The organism is Thiolinea disciformis DSM 14473 (assembly GCF_000371925.1).
GTDB lineage: Bacteria > Pseudomonadota > Gammaproteobacteria > Thiotrichales > Thiotrichaceae > Thiolinea > Thiolinea disciformis.
In genome coordinates this window covers 42,466-57,792 of record NZ_AQVE01000011.1, presented here as the reverse complement: position 1 = coordinate 57,792, position 15,327 = coordinate 42,466, and the positions used below count along the sequence as shown (strand labels likewise).

Here is a 15,327-nt window from a genome sequence, read left to right as displayed (position 1 = left end):
CTCAACACATAAATAAAAAAACTGTTAGTCATGAGCAAGCTGTTTATAAATCAAAAGCTTACCCAAAAAAATCTCATTAGCCGTATGATGTTGGTAGATTCACACACTTAGTGCGTGAAAAGACACACAAAATCATGCTCTTTTGCCTAGCAATGCAACATGACTTTAATCAAAAAACGATTAACAGCCAGATAATTAGCGTATTGATAATCGCCACTGTCACTGCCGCCGACCCCATGTCTTTAGCACGTCCTGCCAACTCATGTCGCTCCGAACCAATCCGATCCACTACTGCCTCTACCGCTGAATTTAATAACTCAACGATTAATAACAGAAGGATGCTACCGATTAGTAAAGCTTTCTCTAAACCACTCTCACCTAGCCATATCGCTAAAGGAATAGCGATTATCAAAACCCATACTTCTTGGCGAAAGGCTTCCTCATGCTGGTAAGCTGCCTTGATTCCTTGCCAAGAATACTGCCCCGCTTTAATTAAACGCGTCAAACCAGTATTTCCGCTACCTGCCATACCTTGCTACCTAAGCCCAAAATTGCGGCGTATTGTGCCTGTATTTGGCGAAAAGACAAAAGGCTTATTCACCAAAAACTAGCTTTTTCGTGTGATTAAGGTAGTCAGCGAGAAAACCGTAGCAAAACCTGAGACCAGTGTCGCTGCTAACGCTATCCATAATTCTATAGATCGACGTAATAGTCGTACCGACCCAATAGCGCCCCGTCCCAAGAGACGAAAAATGCCTTTTGTTTGTTTACCGTAGGTGGTGCTTACTTTTTCGATACGGCGCAAATCATCAAAGTTTTCGACATAGCTTAATAGTTCAACTGTGTCATTGAGTGAGGTGGCCTTACGAATATTATTGACTTGACCAGCAGTCCCGCTGAGTGCTTGTAATGCTTGGGGATTATACGCGCGTAATGCGGCTTGGCGCAATTTATCTAAATCCTTCTCTCCCCGAGCAGCCCACAAAAATGCTTTATAATCAAATACACTTTTACCTTGGCTCAATAAAGCTTTTTGGAACTTAGGCGTAATCTTACCAGCGCGGGTTGCCATTTTGAGCGCCGATGAACCGGCTTTTACCGGTGCTACTGAACCAGAACTGGCTACTGTGGCAGCCGTCAAACCCACACCCACTCCTGCTAAGGTCACAATTAGTTCATTGACTTCTTGTCCACCTTCATACAATTTATATTGCTCATACAAATCACGCACATCACCGATTACGGTAAAATCAGAGGTAATTCCTCCCGCCACCCCAGCGGCACTGTCACCACCACCCTCGAAAAATCCACTGGCAAAATCACTAATCGTGCGCGTCGCTTGATGTAAAGGGGTATCGATCGCATTAATACGCGGCAAAAACTGCTGTGCATCAATCGGATAATTAAAACGACGCGCAATATCCAAATACAGGCGCGCCTCATCCGGTTTATCGGCTGCGATCGATTCAGTGATTTTTTGCTCAATCGCGGTGCTTGCCACTTGCTGTTTAAATAGTGTGGGAATATCGACCGGCGTTTCATCATACTGCCAATAATCCAGCGCATTTTTTAAGCTGAACACTAGCATTAGAAATGACACCGCTAGGACGCTAAACCTGAGCATGAGCGTTCAAATCACCAGCGCAATCCAAGTGGATCATTGCGGTCTATCCCCTCCATGTAAGGTAAATGTCTTTCATTATTCGTTAATTGATAAACATTCCCAATCCAATTACTGACGACACTTTTTGCCGTATCGCGCCAAGTATTGGGTAATAGCGGGCGCAGTAATTTTTCAGGAAATTCAGGAATGTCAGTCTGATGGCTACGTGCCTGCTCAAGGCGCAGACGATATTCAGTTAAAATCGCCTTCACCTGAGGACGTAAATAATTCTGGGGAAAAGGCGGGTAATCCGAGCGGCGTCCGTGATACCAACTATCAATTTCACGGCGAAACTCTTTCAATAAACTAATGCCATCGTATTCAGGATGGCCTTGGAAAAAGACAAAGCGAAATAAATCAGGGCTAACCGCTAAGTGCACCCCCGCCTCGGCACTTTCTGCTAGTACACGCAAGCCTTTCGCCTCTAATTGTTCACGGTCGACTTGATTAAAGCGTGAATGGGGAACATCGAAATGCGTATTCAGATTAGAAACGAGGGGATGTGTCGGATCGGTGAGAGCATGTGTATAAACCCCCCAACGCTTAAAGCCTAAGGGACGGCGACGAATACCGTACAAGTGCTGCATAATGGCGTGGCTCGCCAAACAGGAGCATAATACCGAGGTTACATGCTGATCCGCCCATTCTACGACTTCCATTAAGCCCGACCAAAAAGGCTCATCTTCTAAGTTCGGATGGACTGGCGAGGCACCGGTCAAAATCAACGCATCTAAGCCCTGCTCTTTCAGATCCGAAAACTTTTCATAATAAGTATCAATATGCACACGTGCTTCGGTGCCACGCGGTAAACCATCCAAGGTAAACACATGCATATGAAATTGCGCAATGAGGTTGGCATTGCCCACTAAGCGAAAAAATTGACGCTCAGTTGCCGCCAAAGCGCCATCGGGCATCATATTTAATAAGCCAATATGTAACTCACGTATTTCCTGATGCGCAGCGTAATCCGCTGTCAGAATATCCTGACCTTCTCGCTCTAAGGCTTGGAAGGCAGGCAGACCCGAATGGTCAACCAGCGGCATAAATTCAACTCCCTTGTCGACGAATAGCAGCTTCCACCAGTGTATTAAAATCTTGTTCGGTTTTCACCTGCGCCACCTCTTCCGAGGTGACGGTGTATCCATATTGCTTAGCAATCGCTTCGTAACGTGGCACACGTGAATGAAATAAACGTGGAAAAATCCAGCGTGTAAAATCATCAGGCTCCATCTGTGCGGCGTAGTGCAGATTCTTTTCTTTTAAATAAACGGCAAGCTGTTCTTGAAGAAAATCAGGACGATAATACAGTGGTTTAGGGTCGCTTTTGGCACGATCAATTAATTTTTGTTCTTCGGCAGGCGTGGTGACTTTTATATATAAAATCACACTATGTTCAGCTAGTAAATCTATTAGCCCCGGTTGCTCTAGCTCACATAAACTGCCACCCACGTCATTGATAAAATGCGAATAGCCGTAAATAGTGTGCGCTTTGCGAATAAATTCGGGCACATCATACATCGCATTAATTTCAGCCTGACGGTATTCCGCTTGGCGACGCACGAATTCATCTAAAGGCACGCCGCCGAGTTCAGGATTACCTAATTTACCGACGAAAGAAAGCACCGGTCCCAAATCATCTACATGAATATTATTGTGAATATAAATCCAATCCTTGCGCAGTAAATCGCGCAAAAATGGCACTTTCATTGCCTGTTCTTTGATTAAATCTAAGATCGGTTCATCGAGATAGCGTTTACCGATTCTATAATCGCCGGAATAATGAAACCAATCTTGTTGGCGTAAAGTATTTGATAAGTGCGTTTTACCTACGCCAGACATGCCTAGCAGCGTTACACTCTTATTTTCCCATTGATGATATTGCTCAGCCGACAATCGCACGCGTGCTACCCCAATCTTTTGCAAAAGCAGGATTTTATCGGGATATGCTAGGAATACAAGCTACTCAAGCTTACCAGCAGGGCTAAAATAGACACTACCTTCAATCAAACGGGCTAGGAATAAACTGATTAAATTACCCATCTTAGGCTAGAGTGTGTCGCTAGCACACTGAGTAATGAGTAAGATGTATTATTTTCCTTCTCACATTGGAAGTCACGGTTATGCCATTAAAAGTTGCAGCGCCCCGAGAACGTGCCAACGGTGAACGTCGTATGGCGATTGACCCCAGTATTATTCCAAAGCTCAAACAACGTGGCCTAGAAGTCCTCGTCGAGCAAGGGATAGGCAGTGCTGCTCATGTGGAAGATAGTGCTTTCAAAGAAGCGCTAGTGCTTGATTCTGCGCCCACACTTTATCAACAAGCCGATATTGTGCTGAAAGTACAAGCACCGAGCGTAGAAGAAGTCGCTCAGCTCAAATCGGGCAGCGTGTTAATTGGTGCACTGAACCCCTACATCAACCTCGAAACCATTAAGCAATTGCGTGATAAACACATCACCAGTTATGCAATGGAACTCATTCCACGTATTTCGCGTGCCCAATCAATGGATATTCTCTCCTCACAAGCGGCCGTTGCGGGTTATAAAGCGGCGATTATGGGTGCTGATTTATCCACGCGTTTTTTCCCGATGCTCACAACAGCAGCCGGAACCATTCGTCCAGCTAAAGTCATCGTGATTGGCGCAGGGGTAGCGGGCTTACAAGCCATTGCTACTTCGCGGCGTTTAGGTGCGATGGTCGAAGCTTATGATGTGCGCTCCGCCACTAAGGAGCAGGTGCAGTCTTTAGGGGCAAAATTCATTGAGTTAGGCATTAGCGCGGAAGGTGCGGGTGGCTATGCGCGCGAACTCACTGAAGATGAAAAGCGCAAGCAACAGGAAGAACTGGCTAAGCATATCGCAACAGCCGATGTATTGATTACCACAGCGGCAGTTCCCGGTCGCCCTTCCCCGAAAATCATTCCCGATTCCACAGTCGCAGGAATGAAAAAAGGGGCAGTGATTATTGATCTAGCCGCTGAGGGTGGTGGTAACTGTACCTTAAGTAAGCAGGGTGAAACAATTGAACATAATGGCGTAGTGATTCATGCGCCCTTGAATGTTCCGAGCCAAGTGCCCGTCCATGCCAGTGAAATGTATGCCAAAAACCTGCTTAATTTTTTAAGCTTGATGATTAAAAACGGTGAGTATCAGCCCGATTTCAAGGATGAAATTATTGCGGGTGCTTGTGTGACCCGCGACGGCGCTATTGTTAATGAAGCCATCGCGAAATTGGTAGGAGGCGATTAACATGGATGGATTTACCGCACTGTATATTTTTATGCTCGCAGCTTTCACTGGCTACGAAGTCATCTCTAAAGTGCCTGTCATTTTACATACGCCTTTGATGTCCGGCTCCAATTTCGTTCACGGGATTGTCTTAGTCGGCGCCATGGTTGCCTTAGGCCAAGCGGAAACAGCTACTGAAACCTTCATTGGCTTTATCGCCGTCTTATTAGGTGCAGGCAATGCCGTAGGTGGTTATGTAGTCACCGAACGCATGCTCGAAATGTTTAAAGCCAGCAATAAAGGAGCGAGCAAAGCATGACTGATTTCATCGTTAACCTTGCTTATTTTATAGCAGCGGTTTTATTCATTTATGGCTTGAAGCAAATGGCCTCGCCGAATAATGCGCGTAGCGGCATTCAATGGGCGGGCGCAGGCATGGTGCTCGCGACGGTCATTACCTTCATTCACCCGCAAATTCATAGCAATTATATCCTGATGATTCTGGCTATTGGTATCGGTGGCGGTTTGGCTTGGTATACCGGCAAGCGTGTGGCAATGACTGATATGCCACAAATGATTGCACTCTATAATGGTATGGGCGGGGGTGCAGCGGCAGCCATTGCAGGCGTGGAATTACTGAAGCGCCATGACTTGCCTCTGGCGGTGCAATTAATGGCGGTGCTGGGTGCGTTGATCGGCAGTATTGCCTTCTCTGGCTCTTTAGTGGCCTTTGCTAAACTTCAAGGCATTAAAGCTTTCAGTGGCGTGATTCGCTTTAAAAACCAGCAAATTATTAATGCTGCGCTCTTCGGTATTACGGTACTACTTGGCCTAGTGATTGCATTCAGCGGCACTGATTACAGTTTATTCACCTTATTCATTTTCTTCGTGCTGGCACTCATCTTCGGCGTGATGATGACTTTACCGATTGGTGGCGCGGATATGCCAGTAGTGATCTCGCTCTACAATGCCTTAACTGGTTTAGCGGTGGGCTTCGAAGGTTATGTCTTAGGCAATCCAGCAATGATGATTGCAGGCATTGTGGTCGGTTCAGCCGGTACTTTACTCACACAATTAATGGCTAAAGCGATGAATCGCCCGCTCACCAACGTCTTATTTAGTCAATTTGGTGGTGGTACAGGTGAAGCGCAAGCGGTGTCAGGCAGCATGAAAGCGGTGGAACCGCCTGATGCGGCGATCATGATGGCTTTTGCTGAAAAGGTTGTCATTATCCCAGGCTATGGCATGGCCGTCGCGCAAGCACAACACAAAATCCAAGAGCTGACCAAACTGCTACTTGAGCGCGGCGTGAAGGTAAAATTCGCCATCCATCCTGTTGCTGGACGGATGCCAGGGCATATGAATGTGCTATTAGCGGAAGCGGGCGTACCTTATGATTTGATCTATGATTTAGATGAAATCAATGAGGAATTCGCGACCGCTGATGTAGCTCTAGTCATTGGGGCGAATGATGTGGTGAATCCGGTCGCACGCACTGACCCGAATAGCCCTATCTACGGTATGCCCATCCTGAATGCGGATCATGCAAAAAATGTGATTGTGATTAAGCGTGGTCAAGGTGCTGGCTTCTCGGGTGTAGAAAATCATCTATTCTTTGCTGATAACTGCCGGATGCTGTATGGCGATGGGCAAAAAGTCGCAAACGTCTTAGTTAATGAAATAAAAACACTTTAAAAGCTGTTATAGAACATTCCCACATTGCCTCTTTAAGTGCTGCTGTTTTACGCTTAGAGAGCTTGTTCTATTGAGGATGCAGTGCAATGAATCTTGAAAATGTTAGGGCTTTTATTGAGCGGGAATTTCCTAGCTTACAATTGGTGATTGATCAAGTAGGCAACCGGAGCAGTACGCTCCGCCTCCCCGTTAATACCTCCTTATTAAGACCGGGCGGTACTGTCTCAGGCCCTGCACAAATGATGCTGGCTGATGTGGGTATCTATGTCGCCATTCTAGGGGAGATGGGGGAGTTCGCAGTACAAACAGTGACAAGCAATATGAATCTAAGCTTTTTGAGTCGGCCACGCGCTGATGTAGATTTGCTAGCACGCTGCAAATTAATCCGCTTAGGCAAACGTTTGGCGACTGGCGAAGCTTTCTTATATTCCGCCGGTGATGAAGAACCCGTCGCCCATGTCGTGGCCACTTATTCTATACCACCACGCACCTAAACCCGCTTTACCTTTTGAGAGCCATAAAGTAGCGCCTATCTTTGATAAATTCATTTTATCCATACATTAAACACGATAATCCGGACTACTCTGTCGTGTTTAAGCCAAATAGTCGATGATATTTTCCATAGACAGCAAATAACTGATCTAAAAAAACAAGCCCCCCTCTTCGGAAAATAGGAATAATATCATGTACACCTTATCAAGCAGCTTCCTGAACCGTAGCCACAGCGTATCTTCTAACGTGTCTTCTTATGGCAGCTACTATGGCAATAGCCGTCCTAATATTCAAAGTGGGAGCAGTTGGGGTACTAATACTGCAGCTTCTTGGGGGGCCAACACGGCCTCTTGGGGTGGTTCACATTGGGGTGTGAATACATCTGCTTGGAACCAAACTAATTGGGGTGCGAATAGCTCTTGCTGGGGCGGTAACAGTGCACCATGGGGTGGCTATAATGAGCAGCAGTTCGGCAGTCTCCTCCATAAATTAACGAGCAAAATTTTCTGCTAATTAATGACGCTTAAGTAAGCAAATTCAGCAAGCCAATCTTCGGGTTGGCTTTCGCTATTAAAATCTCACCACTAATTGAAACTCTTTCTTCATCGCTAAAAAAGCCTCTGCATTACCACGTGCATCATCTACGGGGTGATGCGTATGACGTGTTTTACGCAAATGCTTAAAAGTTTTGAACATATCTTTACTCAAACCTTTATACAAAGAGCCCAAATTGGTCGAACTAAAGCCAAACGGGTTATGGCCTAAAAAATGATGAAAATACCAATTAATAAACTGCCAATCAAAACCATTGTTATCTGAAACAAATTGTAAGCGCCCTACATTCTCGACCGCTAACCAATCCGCAAAACCTTGCATTACCACACAAGGCTCTTCAAAAGCCAAGGTATCTTGGCGTGTATGACCGCTAACCGCTAAAGCTTCTGGCAGCCATTTATTTGAAATAGGTCTTAGCTGACCATAAAATGTGCGCTTAAGATCCGATTCCACCACCACCGCGCCAAAACTAATCATTGAATAATCGCCCGGAATGGGGCCATCTGCTTCTACATCAACCATGATATAAGACATCGACTTATCCTTGTACTGCGTTAGCGCTTAAGATTTTATCGGCTGGTGCACCTTGATCACACTTTTTACAAGCCAATAATTGTCCTAATTGTTGTTGCCGACCTTCCTCAGTCACTACCCAAGGGCGCTCGATCCAAGGCGGTTGGTGGCGTACATGTTGAAAATGTCCACAAGCTAACTCAGCAACCCAATCCCTGGCCTCATCTAAGTGATAAGCAATAATAGCTTGCTGCATCGCCTTACTCCGGATACATGGCAGCTAATTCAGATTCGGACTCACGCACATCTTGAGCCACAAGCGTCTGCCTAAAATTATACAAAGCTTGGTAAAGCCCTTGTCCTTGCCAACTCACTGCTTGTTTTGGAGCATAAAGAGCAGCATTTAAGCTATCTAATTCTTTCTGCAAGACAGTGGGCGCACTCATGCGCAAATTGGCTAAGGTGGGCGGATTTAAACCTGATGCCTCTTTCAACCAGCTTTGCAAAGCATCCAAAGCCACCGGTGCATCATTACGTTGACAAGCATGTTGTAGCACAGCCCATGTATTAGAGCGGGACTTTACACCTAACTTTTGGAAACTGATGTCATCGGAAACATCTTGATGCTGCCAAGCACGCTTTAATGTAAATAAGACCACGCCAAATCCAAGCAAACCTAAACTCAAAGCCACTAACTGCGGCCAATATAAACGCCCTGTCTTTAAAACGGGAGCTGCTAACTCGGCTACTGTTTTAGGTGTTTCAGCTGGCAGTGCCGCGTCAGTGCTGGATTCCTCTGGTACAGATGTGCCAGTCTTTGCAGGCGCTGGCAATTGTTCTACTGCCACACCTGCGCCAGAAATTTTTAAGGTTCTAGCAGGCAAGCGTGCCACCTCAGGTCGATTTTTCTCAGTACTCCACCAATTTAAGCTAATTTCCGGCCACACAACATTACCATCTGCCGTACCGACCACTGTCCATTTTTCTTGGCGCACCCCAACGACACTACCAGTATTACCTTTATTTTCAAAGCTTGGTTTATCGCTATACGCTTTTAGACCCGCTGGCGTTTGAATTTTCAAGGCAGGCAATTGTTCAGCCATCAAACCGTCCGCCATAATAGCCAATGTAAGAATCACTGGCTCACCAGCCTTAATGGTGGTTTTAGTGGGTTCCCAATAGGCATTCAGCGTGACACTTTTGGCGGGTAGCCAATCCCCTTTTATCTGGCTAGGTTGAGGCAAAACTTGAAAACTTACTGGTTTAGAAACGCGGCGTACCAATTTACCGGACATACCAAAAATATCATTAGGATCAGGATCTTCATCGATCACTCCTTCAAATACAGTGGGCGCTAAACTGGCTGTGCCGCTGCTACGGGGGAACGCTGCATAGCGCCGCTCGATTACTTGATAGCGCACACCATTACGTACTTCTGAGGTATATTTGGCATCACCCAACTGGCGAATATCACCCTGCCCATTGCCCCAAGTAACGTGACTCAGGCTGGCCTGACCACTAGACAATTGCACCGCATGATAAAGACGCTGGCGCACCAGTACTTGCTGCTGTACATAAGGCTGCTCAGGCTCAGTGGTAATTTCAATGAATACACTATCCTTAGTAGCGTTCGCACTCGCCGGTGGCTCTTTTAAAATAGTGAGAGTTAGCGGAGGACTTTGTTCAGAACCAAAGTTAAGCGCCGGAATTTCAATCTTGCCTTCTTTGGTAGCAATAAGCTCAATCTCCCAGCTAAAAAAGCGATTCACTCGCCCATTTAGGGATTGAAAATTACTACTTTGCCCTGTACCTAAAATTTCAAAATATTGATGCAATGGCGAAAAATCAGGCGCACCATCGACTTGCCGATCAGAAGAAAACGTTAAGGTAAAGTTGTCCCCGACCGCAATCTGCTCGCGATCCGCCTTCACAGTAATATCGGCTTGCACCACACCAAAAAAGCTTAACAGGATAAGCCAGCTGATTAAGAGTAGTCGACGTATTACCACGCTTCCTCTCCTTGTGATTTTGCGCCACGCTGTTGATATTGATATTGAAATTTACGCCGCCACAATCCTGCTGGATCATCAGGAATACGTCGCAACCATTGTTCGGCTGCCTGCTGCTGTTCCTGTGACTCCTTATTATCTTCTGACTCGGATTCAGTCGGTTGTTGCTCAGCCTTTTGCTGTTCTGACTCACTTTGTTGTGGCTCAGGCTGTTTAGCCTGCTCTTGCTCTTGTTTAGGTGGCTGAGCTTGCTGTTCTTGCTGTTGGTTTTGCTGCTGATTAGCCTGATCTTGTTGACCTTGATTATTCTGGTTATTTTGTTCTTGGCTTTGCTGCTGATTTTGTTGGGTTTGTTGATCATCTTGTTGTTGACCCTGCTGTGGCTCTTGCTTTTTCTTTTTGAGCAACTCTAAATTGTATTTGGCATCTTCGTGATGCGGATTTTGTGCCAATACTTTTTCATAAGCAGCGATCGCTTCATCAATTTTATTCTGCTGGGCTAAGGCATTCCCATAATTATACAAACCATTAATCGTTTTACTTTGTGCATACAACTGTTCCGCTTCAGCATAATTACCCGCCTTATAAGCAGCGGCAGCTTTCCAATCAGGATCTCTAAATAAAGCCTCAGCTTGTTGTGCATCACCTGCCTTAAAAGCTGCCAAGCCTTGTTGATCCGGCGTTTTCCACAAATCATTCCAACCCGCCGCTTGTACAGGTGTTGAGGTCTGTGGCAATAAAAATGCTAGTACCAAGACTGCCAACCAACCACGCCGAAACACTAATAAAGCGAGTGGTAACATCCCTAAAATCAACCAATAACCTTCATTAACCCAGGTATCAATTTGGCGTTCTTTGTCTTTTAATAAATCAGTCGCCGCCGTTTTAGCATTCCAATGATCGACCAATTGTTCAACTTCCGATGATTGCAGGGTGGCCTGAGCAAATATACCGCCACCTACTGTGGCAATTTGTTTGAGTGCGGCCACATTAAGTTTCGCGATCACAGTTTTACCTTGAGCGTCGCGCAAATTACCACGATTTGGCAAAATAGGTGGTGCTCCTACTTCCGTGCCCAACGCTAGGATAGAAACCTCATAACCAGCTTCACGCGCTTGCTGAGCCGCAGCTTCACTACTGCTCAAATCCGACGCGCCATCCGTTAACAATACAATAGCCCCATGGCGCAGATTGGCTTGTTGCAATAATTCGATTGATTTTAAAATTGCCAAATCCGTGCGACTACCTTGTGCGGGCATAATATCGGGAGTCAGACCCCGCATCTGCGCATCAATCGTGCGCCCATCATCGGTTAGGGGCGAAACCACAAAAGCATCGCCTGCAAATACCACTAGCGCATTTTGAGCATCTTTGCGCGCCTTCAATAAATCAATCAGCTTAAAGCGCGCCAACTCCAGACGACTTGGACTAACATCTTGGGCATACATGGACGTCGATAAATCAAGCGCAATCACTAAAGGCTGCTGTTGACGAAATACCGGCACCTCGCGTTTTTCCCAAGCAGGGCCTGCCATCGCCAGAAAAGCCAAAGCACTCAAGACTAAGAAAATTAATAAGGGCCAAAGTTTGCGCTTACGTTCTTGACCAGTGAGGACAAACGGCATTAACTCCGGATCGACTAAACTATCCCATTGCGTGGGTTTGGATCGGCGCAGCCAAACCCAAAGGAAAACTAGCGGAATAAGCACTAAGCCCCAGAGCCAATGCGGATATAAGAAATGAAACTGACTCACGTGCTTTCAGCCTCAGTGCGTAACAAAAAAGCCACTAAACCCAATAATACCGCCAACGCTAGCGGCCAACGGAATAATTCTTGTTGCGGACGCCACGTTTCTGCTTCTTTTTCCACTGGCTCTAGGCGGTCGAGTTCTTGATAGATGCGCTGAAACTCTTCGGTATTACGCGCCCTAAAATACTGTCCGCCCGTACGGCTTGCCATAGTGCGCAATAATTTTTCATCAATTTCCGCACCCGGATTCATTAGTTGAAAGCCGAACATACTGCGCACACTTTCATTTTCCGAACCAATGCCCACCGTATAAATTTTTAAACCAGCTTTTTCGGCCATCTCGGTTGATTCCATCGGTGTCACAGTACCCGCCGTATTCGCACCATCGGTAAACAAAATCACCACCCGATTTTGCTGCGGGCTATCCAATAAATGCTTAAACGCCAAACCCACGGCATCACCAATCGCTGTTCTTTCACCCGCCAAACCAATCGCCGACTCATCCAATAAAGTACGTACTGTAGTACGATCAAACGTTAAGGGTGATTGCAGATAAGCCTGATCGGCAAAGAGTACTAAACCAATCCGATCACCAGCACGCTTCTTAATGAAATCATCGGCTAAAAACTTTAATGCCGTTAAACGATCAACCTGCTGATTATTAATAACAAAATCCTGTTCCTGCATCGACCCAGACAAGTCCACTACCATCATCAAATCACGTCCTGAAACCGGTAGATTGACTTCTTCACCAATCCATAGTGGACGTGCTGCTGCCGTCACCAACGCCAACCAAGCCGCCAAACCCAAGCCTAATATCCATTTTGACCAGCGCTTATTCTGTTGACTATCCGCTTGTAAAAAATCCTGCAAAAAAGGGACACGTAAAGCCACGCCGGTTTGCCGCTCAACCGCACGCCATAGGAAGCGCACCATTAAGGGTAAAGGCACAAGAATGAACATCCACCACCATACGAATTCGTACATTAGTGCGCTCCTTGTGTAGGAGCATTCGCCTGTTGGACTTGTAAATGCGCTTGCAATTGCAACCAACTACGAATTTCCTCGATCAAAGCTTTGGTATCTGTTTCCCCGCTGGGTTGATACGGTAACTCTGTCAGCGCTTGACGAAATTTTTTAGTAAAAACAGGACTAGGTTGTTGGCGATCTAATACTTGCAACCAATGATCACCGGTTAAACCCGCAACTGCCTGACGCCCATAAAGACTAATGGCAACACGGCGCAATAACACTGACAATTCACAGACTAAAGCACGCGGATCGTGGCGATAAGCATGTTCAATACGATCCAATTCCGCTACGGCTGACGGCAAAGTGCCTTGTACCCGACGCACTGGCGCACGTGCACGCGATAAATAATAAAATACGCCAACCAAAGTCAATAGCGCCACTATCATTAACACCCACCAACCCACAGCAGGCGGCCACCATGCGATATCCGGCGGCAAACGGATATCACGCAACTCCTCGTTCATTGCGCGCCTCGACTCAATTTGCGCAGCCGTTCGGTGCTGCTGTCACGCGTTGAAAGAAACACTAAAGGCATACGATGTTGACGTGCTAAATTTTGTAAAGTGAGGCGATGGGTTTGATAGCGCTCGTGATATTGTTCGCGCCATAATTTTTGTTTTAAATTGACCCATAAACTACGCTTTTCATCAGTCATACGCAATTGTCCTTGCTCGGGCAAATGCTCTTCCAAAGGATCATTAATGGCAATGAGGGTAACCGTCGCCAAGCGATGTATCATGATTAATTGTTGTAAAGCAGCGGTATTGGCTTGGCGAAAATCACTGATAATATAAACTTGCGAGCCTGACTCCACCACGCGACGTAAGCGCATCCAATTATCTTTTAAATAACCACTATCATGATAGTTTAAACTTGCCAATTGGGCTTGGCTTGCATCAGCAATCGCGCGTAAAAAACCTAATACCGACTGCCGACTACGCATGGGTTTAAATTCTAGCGCTTGGTCAGGGCGCTGCAAAATCCCACCCGCGCGGTCGCCTTCCTCCAAGGTTTTCCACAACAATAAACTCGCCACCTCTGCTGCGACAACACTTTTGAAACGCCCACGTGTCGCGAAATACATCGGGGTACGCATATCAATCCATAATAAAACCGGCTTTTCGCGCTCTTCCTGAAAAACTTTAGTGTGAACGCGACCACTACGTGCCGTAACCCGCCAATCAATAGTACGAATATCGTCACCGGCCTGATAAGGGCGCGACTCAGCGAAGTCCATACCACGGCCTTTGAATACCGAATGATGTTGCCCTAAGTGCCGTGCCAAAGCCTTACGCTTCGCTAACTGTAAGGTACTGACTTGATTTTGTAATTTTATTAATGATTGTAGCGAGCTATAAACTAGCCCATCTCCCGAACGCATTTAGGGTACTGCCACCAAGGATAAAAGTTTATTAATCAGATCATTCGTTTTCACACCATCCGCCTCGGCTTCAAAGCTTAGCAAAATACGATGGCGCAACACATCATGGGTAATCGCTTGAACATCTTCAGGGCTTACAAAATCGCGACCTACTAACCAAGCATGAGCACGCGCACAACGATCTAAGGCTAAAGTCGCACGCGGACTAGCACCATATGCAATCAGGCCATTCAGGTTTTTGCCATAACGCTCTGGATTGCGGGTAGCTAACACTAACTGAAGCAAATATTGCTCGACATTTTCAGCCATATAGACTTCGAGCACTTCACGCCGCGCGGCACGAATGATATCTACGGTCACCGCCGGTTCTTCTACTTCTTTGTCACGCTGTACATCCAGCATGGCTTCTTTGCGACCCAACAGCAGAATCAAACGCTCTTCCTCAGCCGTAGGATAATCCACCACGACATGCATTAGGAAGCGATCAAGTTGAGCCTCGGGTAGGTGATAAGTACCTTCCTGCTCAATGGGGTTTTGCGTTGCCATCACCAAAAATGGATCCGGCAATTTCCACGTGGTTCCTGCCACGGTAATTTGACGTTCTGCCATTGCTTCTAATAAAGCTGATTGAACTTTGGCGGGAGCGCGATTGATTTCATCCGCCAGAATCAAATTATGGAATAAAGGGCCTTTTTGGAAGTGAAAACTGCCATCATTCGGATGAAATACTTCGGTTCCAGTAATATCAGCAGGTAATAAATCGGGTGTAAATTGCACACGATGGAAATCACCTTCAATGCCTTTGCCTAACATCTGGATCGCACGGGTTTTTGCCAAACCGGGCGCACCTTCTACTAAAAGATGCCCATCCGCCAACAATGCAATTAATAAGCGATTGATTAGCATTTTTTGACCGACGATTTTGCGCTCTAAAAAACGCGACAATTTGTCAAAATGTTGTTTTTGATTCATGCTCATGTGCTTAACGACGAAATGATGTGCCGAATATA

Annotated in this window: 17 protein-coding genes; 5 read left to right on the top strand and 12 right to left on the bottom strand. The window is 46.2% G+C overall.

Annotated features, from left to right (window positions below; translation table 11 throughout):
* Positions 1-169: 169 nt before the first annotated feature.
* From A3IE_RS0110230 to A3IE_RS0110215, 4 genes are all read right to left on the bottom strand, one after another.
* Positions 170-529: a diacylglycerol kinase gene (locus tag A3IE_RS0110230; RefSeq protein ID WP_020395527.1), complete on the bottom strand. Its 360-nt coding sequence runs from the start codon at positions 527-529 to the stop codon at positions 170-172.
* 78 nt (positions 530-607) lie between these two features.
* Positions 608-1,588: a hypothetical protein gene (locus A3IE_RS0110225; protein WP_020395526.1), complete on the bottom strand. Its 981-nt coding sequence runs from the start codon at positions 1,586-1,588 to the stop codon at positions 608-610.
* Between the two features lie 47 nt (positions 1,589-1,635).
* Positions 1,636-2,706: a homoserine O-succinyltransferase MetA gene (gene metA / locus A3IE_RS0110220; RefSeq protein ID WP_020395525.1), complete on the bottom strand. Its 1,071-nt coding sequence runs from the start codon at positions 2,704-2,706 to the stop codon at positions 1,636-1,638.
* Positions 2,707-2,710: 4 nt separating this feature from the next.
* Positions 2,711-3,562, bottom strand: coding sequence for an ATPase (locus tag A3IE_RS0110215; RefSeq protein WP_026154878.1), 852 nt, complete (start codon positions 3,560-3,562; stop codon positions 2,711-2,713).
* A 221-nt stretch (positions 3,563-3,783) separates the two neighbouring features.
* Here A3IE_RS0110215 and A3IE_RS0110210 point away from each other — a divergent pair, with 221 nt between their 5' ends.
* From A3IE_RS0110210 to A3IE_RS0110190, 5 genes are all read left to right on the top strand, one after another.
* Positions 3,784-4,911, top strand: coding sequence for an NAD(P) transhydrogenase subunit alpha (locus A3IE_RS0110210; protein ID WP_020395523.1), 1,128 nt, complete (start codon positions 3,784-3,786; stop codon positions 4,909-4,911).
* Between the two features lies 1 nt (position 4,912).
* On the top strand, positions 4,913-5,209 hold the full coding sequence (locus A3IE_RS0110205; RefSeq protein WP_020395522.1) for an NAD(P) transhydrogenase subunit alpha part 2: 297 nt from the start codon (positions 4,913-4,915) through the stop codon (positions 5,207-5,209).
* A complete protein-coding gene (locus tag A3IE_RS0110200; RefSeq protein WP_020395521.1) occupies positions 5,206-6,585 on the top strand; it encodes an NAD(P)(+) transhydrogenase (Re/Si-specific) subunit beta in 1,380 nt (459 codons plus the stop codon). Before A3IE_RS0110205 ends, A3IE_RS0110200 begins: the two co-directional genes overlap by 4 nt.
* A gap of 86 nt (positions 6,586-6,671) precedes the next feature.
* On the top strand, positions 6,672-7,079 hold the full coding sequence (locus A3IE_RS0110195) for a PaaI family thioesterase (RefSeq protein WP_020395520.1): 408 nt from the start codon (positions 6,672-6,674) through the stop codon (positions 7,077-7,079).
* 190 nt (positions 7,080-7,269) lie between these two features.
* Positions 7,270-7,590 (top strand): hypothetical protein, encoded by a 321-nt coding sequence (locus A3IE_RS0110190; RefSeq protein WP_020395519.1) that lies wholly within the window; start codon positions 7,270-7,272, stop codon positions 7,588-7,590.
* 57 nt (positions 7,591-7,647) lie between these two features.
* Here A3IE_RS0110190 and A3IE_RS0110185 read toward each other — a convergent pair whose 3' ends face one another.
* The 8 genes from A3IE_RS0110185 to A3IE_RS0110150 are packed head-to-tail and all read right to left on the bottom strand — an operon-like array spanning position 7,648 to position 15,289.
* On the bottom strand, positions 7,648-8,166 hold the full coding sequence (locus tag A3IE_RS0110185) for a 3'-5' exonuclease (RefSeq protein ID WP_020395518.1): 519 nt from the start codon (positions 8,164-8,166) through the stop codon (positions 7,648-7,650).
* A gap of 4 nt (positions 8,167-8,170) precedes the next feature.
* A complete protein-coding gene (locus A3IE_RS0110180) occupies positions 8,171-8,401 on the bottom strand; it encodes a DUF3565 domain-containing protein (protein ID WP_020395517.1) in 231 nt (76 codons plus the stop codon).
* A 4-nt stretch (positions 8,402-8,405) separates the two neighbouring features.
* The gene (locus A3IE_RS0110175; RefSeq protein WP_020395516.1) at positions 8,406-10,154 is read right to left on the bottom strand and encodes a BatD family protein; all 1,749 of its coding nucleotides are present in this window, start codon (positions 10,152-10,154) and stop codon (positions 8,406-8,408) included.
* Positions 10,148-11,908, bottom strand: a complete 1,761-nt coding sequence (locus tag A3IE_RS0110170) for a VWA domain-containing protein (protein WP_020395515.1) — start codon at positions 11,906-11,908, stop codon at positions 10,148-10,150. The genes A3IE_RS0110175 and A3IE_RS0110170 overlap by 7 nt, the downstream gene beginning before the upstream one ends.
* Positions 11,905-12,891, bottom strand: coding sequence for a vWA domain-containing protein (locus tag A3IE_RS0110165; RefSeq protein WP_020395514.1), 987 nt, complete (start codon positions 12,889-12,891; stop codon positions 11,905-11,907). The genes A3IE_RS0110170 and A3IE_RS0110165 overlap by 4 nt, the downstream gene beginning before the upstream one ends.
* On the bottom strand, positions 12,891-13,400 hold the full coding sequence (locus A3IE_RS20390) for a DUF4381 domain-containing protein (RefSeq protein ID WP_020395513.1): 510 nt from the start codon (positions 13,398-13,400) through the stop codon (positions 12,891-12,893). The genes A3IE_RS0110165 and A3IE_RS20390 overlap by 1 nt, the downstream gene beginning before the upstream one ends.
* Positions 13,397-14,317: a DUF58 domain-containing protein gene (locus A3IE_RS0110155; RefSeq protein ID WP_020395512.1), complete on the bottom strand. Its 921-nt coding sequence runs from the start codon at positions 14,315-14,317 to the stop codon at positions 13,397-13,399. The genes A3IE_RS20390 and A3IE_RS0110155 overlap by 4 nt, the downstream gene beginning before the upstream one ends.
* Positions 14,318-15,289, bottom strand: coding sequence for an AAA family ATPase (locus A3IE_RS0110150; RefSeq protein WP_020395511.1), 972 nt, complete (start codon positions 15,287-15,289; stop codon positions 14,318-14,320).
* Between the last annotated feature and the right edge of the window lie 38 nt (positions 15,290-15,327).

What these genes read in the sequence shown, in the direction of transcription:
- A3IE_RS0110230 (WP_020395527.1), bottom strand. Translation starts at nt 529, where the DNA reads ATGGCAGGTAGCGGAAATACTGGTTTGACGCGTTTAATTAAAGCGGGG.
- A3IE_RS0110225 (WP_020395526.1), bottom strand. Translation starts at nt 1,588, where the DNA reads ATGCTAGTGTTCAGCTTAAAAAATGCGCTGGATTATTGGCAGTATGAT.
- metA (WP_020395525.1), bottom strand. Translation starts at nt 2,706, where the DNA reads ATGCCGCTGGTTGACCATTCGGGTCTGCCTGCCTTCCAAGCCTTAGAG.
- A3IE_RS0110210 (WP_020395523.1), top strand. Translation starts at nt 3,784, where the DNA reads ATGCCATTAAAAGTTGCAGCGCCCCGAGAACGTGCCAACGGTGAACGT.
- A3IE_RS0110205 (WP_020395522.1), top strand. Translation starts at nt 4,913, where the DNA reads ATGGATGGATTTACCGCACTGTATATTTTTATGCTCGCAGCTTTCACT.
- A3IE_RS0110200 (WP_020395521.1), top strand. Translation starts at nt 5,206, where the DNA reads ATGACTGATTTCATCGTTAACCTTGCTTATTTTATAGCAGCGGTTTTA.
- A3IE_RS0110195 (WP_020395520.1), top strand. Translation starts at nt 6,672, where the DNA reads ATGAATCTTGAAAATGTTAGGGCTTTTATTGAGCGGGAATTTCCTAGC.
- A3IE_RS0110190 (WP_020395519.1), top strand. Translation starts at nt 7,270, where the DNA reads ATGTACACCTTATCAAGCAGCTTCCTGAACCGTAGCCACAGCGTATCT.
- A3IE_RS0110185 (WP_020395518.1), bottom strand. Translation starts at nt 8,166, where the DNA reads ATGTCTTATATCATGGTTGATGTAGAAGCAGATGGCCCCATTCCGGGC.
- A3IE_RS0110180 (WP_020395517.1), bottom strand. Translation starts at nt 8,401, where the DNA reads ATGCAGCAAGCTATTATTGCTTATCACTTAGATGAGGCCAGGGATTGG.
- A3IE_RS0110165 (WP_020395514.1), bottom strand. Translation starts at nt 12,891, where the DNA reads ATGTACGAATTCGTATGGTGGTGGATGTTCATTCTTGTGCCTTTACCC.
- A3IE_RS20390 (WP_020395513.1), bottom strand. Translation starts at nt 13,400, where the DNA reads ATGAACGAGGAGTTGCGTGATATCCGTTTGCCGCCGGATATCGCATGG.
- A3IE_RS0110155 (WP_020395512.1), bottom strand. Translation starts at nt 14,317, where the DNA reads ATGCGTTCGGGAGATGGGCTAGTTTATAGCTCGCTACAATCATTAATA.
- A3IE_RS0110150 (WP_020395511.1), bottom strand. Translation starts at nt 15,289, where the DNA reads ATGAATCAAAAACAACATTTTGACAAATTGTCGCGTTTTTTAGAGCGC.